Source organism: Kitasatospora putterlickiae (genome assembly GCF_039527695.1).
In the GTDB taxonomy this organism is placed as follows: domain Bacteria; phylum Actinomycetota; class Actinomycetes; order Streptomycetales; family Streptomycetaceae; genus Kitasatospora; species Kitasatospora putterlickiae.
The window spans coordinates 25,263-29,417 of sequence record NZ_BAAAKJ010000132.1 but is presented as its reverse complement, the minus strand read 5'-3'; the positions used below and the strand labels follow the sequence as shown (position 1 = coordinate 29,417).

Below are 4,155 nucleotides of genomic sequence, written 5' to 3'. Positions count from 1 at the left end.
AGCGTCGTTCACTCGACCTGTCCGCTGTTCGCTCGGTCTACTACCGCCGGCCCACACCGAGTGACTTCCCGCCCGAACTTGCCCCGGCGGCACGGGCGGTGGCTGCCGCCGCCGTGCCGGGCGAACCTTCAGGTGTCCTCCGGCTCTCTCCGCCGCAGCAGCTCCACCGTGCCCAGGGTGAGGAGCAGGGCGACGGGAACGGCCAGGACGGCCTGGGCGGTCGCGGCGATCGGGAGGCGCAGGTGGAGCAGACCGACGCCCGTTCCGGCGAGGAGGAGGGCGAGCCCGCCAGCCAGGCGGCGACCCCGCGAGGCGGCATCGGCCCGCGCTCGCCCCGGAGCACCTCCCAGCCGCCCCGGAAGAACCACACCAGGGCGGCCACCCCCTCACCCGCCACGAGCGGGAACGTCAGCACCAGGTCGGGCAACCACGTCGGCACCCGGGCATGAGTGCGCGGGCTCATCCCGGCAGGGCCTTGAGCTGCGAGTACGGGGATTCGGGTGCGGGGCCGGGGGCTTGCCGTCACACTTGGAGGCGTCGGCGGAACGGGAACGGATGGGGTGAAGGCGATGCCGCTGGAGGGCGAGTACGACCCGAGTCCGGCGCAGTGGATCCGCGAGCAGGTCGAGCTGTACGAGAGCTCGGGCGGCACGCAGGGCACCACGCTCCTGGACACGGGTCTGCCGGTCGTCATCGTCACGATGCGCGGCGCGAAGAGCGGCCGGATCCGCAAGATCCCGCTGATGCGGGTGGAGCACGAGGGACGGTACGCGGCGGTGGCCTCGAAGGGCGGCTTCCCGAGCCACCCGGAGTGGTACTTCAACCTCAAGGCCAACCCTCAGGTCGATCTCCAGGACGGCCCCGAGCGCTCCGGCATGACGGCCCGTGAGGTCTCCGGGGAGGAGCGGGACGAGTGGTGGCGGCGCGCGGTCGCCGCGTTCCCGCCGTACGCCGAGTACCAGGAGAAGGCCCCCCACCGCGTGATCCCGGTCTTCGTCCTCGAACCCGAGCACTGAGCCGCCTGGCCCGTACGCCGTACGGCTACGGTCAGCGTGCGAACGATGACGCTCCTTCCTATGGTGGTGATGTCTGTGCGCCTCTCCGCGCCTCACCTCTAGGAGGCAGCCGCCATGCGGTCCTGGTCCTCGAACGCACCCGACCTCCCGCCCACGACGGCGGTCCGGGGCCGTCTCGTGTGGTTCCGCGACGACCCGTTCCTGACGTCCAGTGACAACGCGCTGGTGTACGTGGACGACGGGCTCCTGATCTGCCGAGACGGGGAGATCGTCGCCGCCGGGGACTACGGCCAACTGGTCGCCACCCTCCCGCCGGGCGTGACCGTGGTGTCCTACCGTGACAAGGTCATCCTGCCGGGGCTCGTCGGCTCGCACGCGCACTACGTCCAGATGCGGATCATCGCCTCCTACGGCGAGCAGTTGCCCGAATGGCTCCAGGACTACGTCTACCCGGAGGAGAGCCGCTTCGTCGACCCCGCCTACGCCCGGCCGATCGCCGCCCTGTTCTGCGACGAGCTGCTGCGCAGCGGGACGACGACGGCCATGGTCTACTGCGCCCCCTCCCCGGAGTCGGTCGACGCGCTCTTCGAGGAGAGCGTGGGCCGGGGCATGCGGCTCGTCGCGGGCAAGGTGCTGATGGACCGCAACGCCCCGCCCGCCATGCTGGACTCCTCCCCCGAGCAGGCGTACGAGGACTCCGCGAACCTGATCAAGCGGTGGCACGGCGTCGGCCGCAGCGTCTACGCGGTCACGCCCCGCTTCGCCTACACCTGTACGTCCCGGATGCTGAGCGCGGCCGGCGAGCTGTGGCGGGACCACCCCGGCACCCTCCTGCAGACCCATGTGTCGGAGAACGTCCGGGAGATCCAGCAGGTCGCCGAGCTGTTCCCGCGCCCGCCGTACCGCGACTACATCGACGTCTACGAGCAGCACGGACTGCTCGGGCCCGGCGCGGTCTTCGCCCACGCCGTGCACCTCAGCAAGCGGGAGTGGCGGCGGCTGCACGAGACCGGCAGCGGGGTGTCGCACTGCCCGACCTCGAACCTGTTCCTCGGTTCCGGTCTCTTCCGCATGAAGCGGGCCGTCAAATCGGGCCGGCGGGTCCCCGTCGGCCTGGGCTCCGACGTCGCCGGGGGCACCAGCCTCTCCCTGCTGCAGACCGCGAGCGAGGCGTACAAGGTCGGTGCGCTGCGCGGCTTTCCGATGGACGGGGTCAAGCTGTTCTACCTGGCGACGGTGGGCTCGGCGACGGCGATGCGCCTGGACCACCTGATCGGATCACTGGAACCGGGCCACGAGGCCGACTTCATCGTGCTGGACCCCGCCGCGACCCCGCAGCTGGACGCGCGCACCAGCGGCGCCGACACCGTCGACGACCTGCTGTTCTCCCTCGCGGTCATGGGCGACGACCGCACCGTCCTGGCCACGTACATCGCCGGGCGCCTCGCACACCACCGGGATGCCCGACCGACCTGAAGGGAGTGGACCCATGAGCTCCACGAGTTCCACGAGTGCCACGAGTTCCACGTCCAGGAGGCTGGAGTGCGCCTCCTACGACAGCCTCACCGACAAGTGGACGCCGGTCCCCGGGATCCCCGGTGCCGAATCGGGCTTCGCGCCCGCCGTCGAGGCGTACAAGAGCCGGCTGTACTGCCTCCACCAGGACCTGGCGGACGACGGCGCCGGCACGCTGTGGTGGAGCAGCAGCGGGGAGGAGCCCATCGCGTGGAGCGAGAACGAGGCCGTCCTCGACGCGGACGGGCGCCTGGTGCCCTGCGCGGGCCCGCCCGCGGTGACGCACGCCAACGACTTCCTGTACTGCGTCAACCACCGGAGCGGCAAGGACAACTACCTCTGGTGGTCGCGCTACAACATGGAGGGCGAGGAGATCGGTTGGCGCAACTGGCAGCCGGTGGAGGACAAGGAGCACACCATCGTCCGCTCGGCGAACCCGGCCGCGCTCGCCGTCTACGACGGGCTCGTCTACTGCGTGCACGACGACGAGGACGGCAGGCTCAGGTGGATCACCTATGACACCCATGCCAGGGCCTGGGGCGAGGACAGCCCGATCCCCGGAGACATCCCCTCCCGGCGGGTGCTCGCCGTCGAACGGTACAAGGACCTGCTGTACTGCGTGCACGACGGTGAGGACGACGGCCTGTACTGGCTCACGTATGACAGCGGCACGGGGGAGTGGAGCGAGGACCGCCCGGTCCGGTACTTCAACCGCGAACCGGTCCGGGGTGCCCGGACGCTCAGGCTCTCCCGGCACAACGACTTCCTCTACTTCAGCTACTACCGGGGCCCGGACGACGGAACCGGCAAGCTCCACTGGCTCAGGTTCAACAGCGACTACACGAACCCCTGGAGCTCGGAGCGGGCCGGTCCCTCCGGCCACGCCTACCCGGGGCTGGACACCGCGCCCTACTTCGGCCTCCTCTACCAGGTGTACCGGGCCTGAGTTCCGGAGGTCCCGCGCCGTCGGGGTGCACCCGTCGCCGGGCAGGCCGCCGCACCCTCCGAAGGCCGAGGGCCCATCGGTCGCCGGGCGTAGGTCCGGCGGCTCATGCGACCGCCGAGCCCGCCGCATACGGTCGGTACTCATGCACACCACGGAGACCACCCGCCGTCCGACGGCGGAGCGCAAGCGCGACACCCTCAAACGGCTCGCCACGGAGCGGGACATCTGGGTCTCGACCGCCCACCCCGAGCACGGGCCGCACCAGGTGCCGCTGTGGTTCCGGTGGGACGGGCGGGCCGTGTGGATGTGCACCGGCGCCACCTCCGTCACCGCGCGCAACGCGCGCGAGGAGCCGCGCGTGCGCCTGGCCCTGCCCGACACCCATGACGTGGTGCTCCTCCAGGGCGAGGCGGAGTGCTTCCCCGACCAGGACGTGCCCGCCGACGCCGCCGAGGCGTACACCGCCAGGTTCCGCTGGGACCCGCGCACCGAGGAGGGCTCGTTCCTCTACCTCCGCGTGACGCCGACGGCCGTCCGCGCCTGGCGCGGCGAACCCGAACTGCGCGGCCGCCTCCTCATGCGCGACGGCGCCTGGCTCGCCTAGCCGCCGGCCCGCGCGGCCTGCGCCTGGCGGCCGAGTACGGCCAGGGCTGGGTGACCTACGGCGACCCGAAGGCC

At 71.5% G+C, this 4,155-nt stretch carries 5 protein-coding genes and 1 pseudogene; all 6 read left to right on the top strand.

The features are described 5' to 3' along the window. The first annotated feature begins 242 nt into the window (after positions 1–242). Entirely contained in the window at positions 243–449 is a 207-nt protein-coding gene (locus tag ABD308_RS14100; protein WP_344333410.1) for a hypothetical protein, read from the top strand. Between the two features lie 120 nt (positions 450–569). Beyond that, positions 570–1,016, top strand: a complete 447-nt coding sequence (locus ABD308_RS14095; protein ID WP_344333540.1) for a nitroreductase family deazaflavin-dependent oxidoreductase — start codon at positions 570–572, stop codon at positions 1,014–1,016. Between the two features lie 114 nt (positions 1,017–1,130). Next, positions 1,131–2,492 carry a guanine deaminase gene (gene guaD, locus ABD308_RS14090; protein ID WP_344333408.1) on the top strand — a complete coding sequence of 454 codons (1,362 nt, stop codon included), beginning with the start codon at positions 1,131–1,133 and terminating at the stop codon, positions 2,490–2,492. Between the two features lie 13 nt (positions 2,493–2,505). Continuing rightward, positions 2,506–3,477 carry a hypothetical protein gene (locus tag ABD308_RS14085; protein ID WP_344333404.1) on the top strand — a complete coding sequence of 324 codons (972 nt, stop codon included), beginning with the start codon at positions 2,506–2,508 and terminating at the stop codon, positions 3,475–3,477. A 142-nt stretch (positions 3,478–3,619) separates the two neighbouring features. Continuing rightward, positions 3,620–4,081 carry a pyridoxamine 5'-phosphate oxidase family protein gene (locus tag ABD308_RS14080; protein ID WP_344333400.1) on the top strand — a complete coding sequence of 154 codons (462 nt, stop codon included), beginning with the start codon at positions 3,620–3,622 and terminating at the stop codon, positions 4,079–4,081. Then, a pseudogene (locus ABD308_RS14075) lies at positions 4,081–4,155 on the top strand (LLM class flavin-dependent oxidoreductase); the annotation flags it as partial. The gene ABD308_RS14080 and the pseudogene ABD308_RS14075, both read left to right, overlap by 1 nt.

Bases quoted from the DNA above. Each gene is read 5' to 3' on its own strand.
- ABD308_RS14085 (WP_344333404.1), top strand. From the start codon at position 2,506: ATGAGCTCCACGAGTTCCACGAGTGCCACGAGTTCCACGTCCAGGAGG.
- ABD308_RS14095 (WP_344333540.1), top strand. From the start codon at position 570: ATGCCGCTGGAGGGCGAGTACGACCCGAGTCCGGCGCAGTGGATCCGC.
- guaD (WP_344333408.1), top strand. From the start codon at position 1,131: ATGCGGTCCTGGTCCTCGAACGCACCCGACCTCCCGCCCACGACGGCG.
- ABD308_RS14080 (WP_344333400.1), top strand. From the start codon at position 3,620: ATGCACACCACGGAGACCACCCGCCGTCCGACGGCGGAGCGCAAGCGC.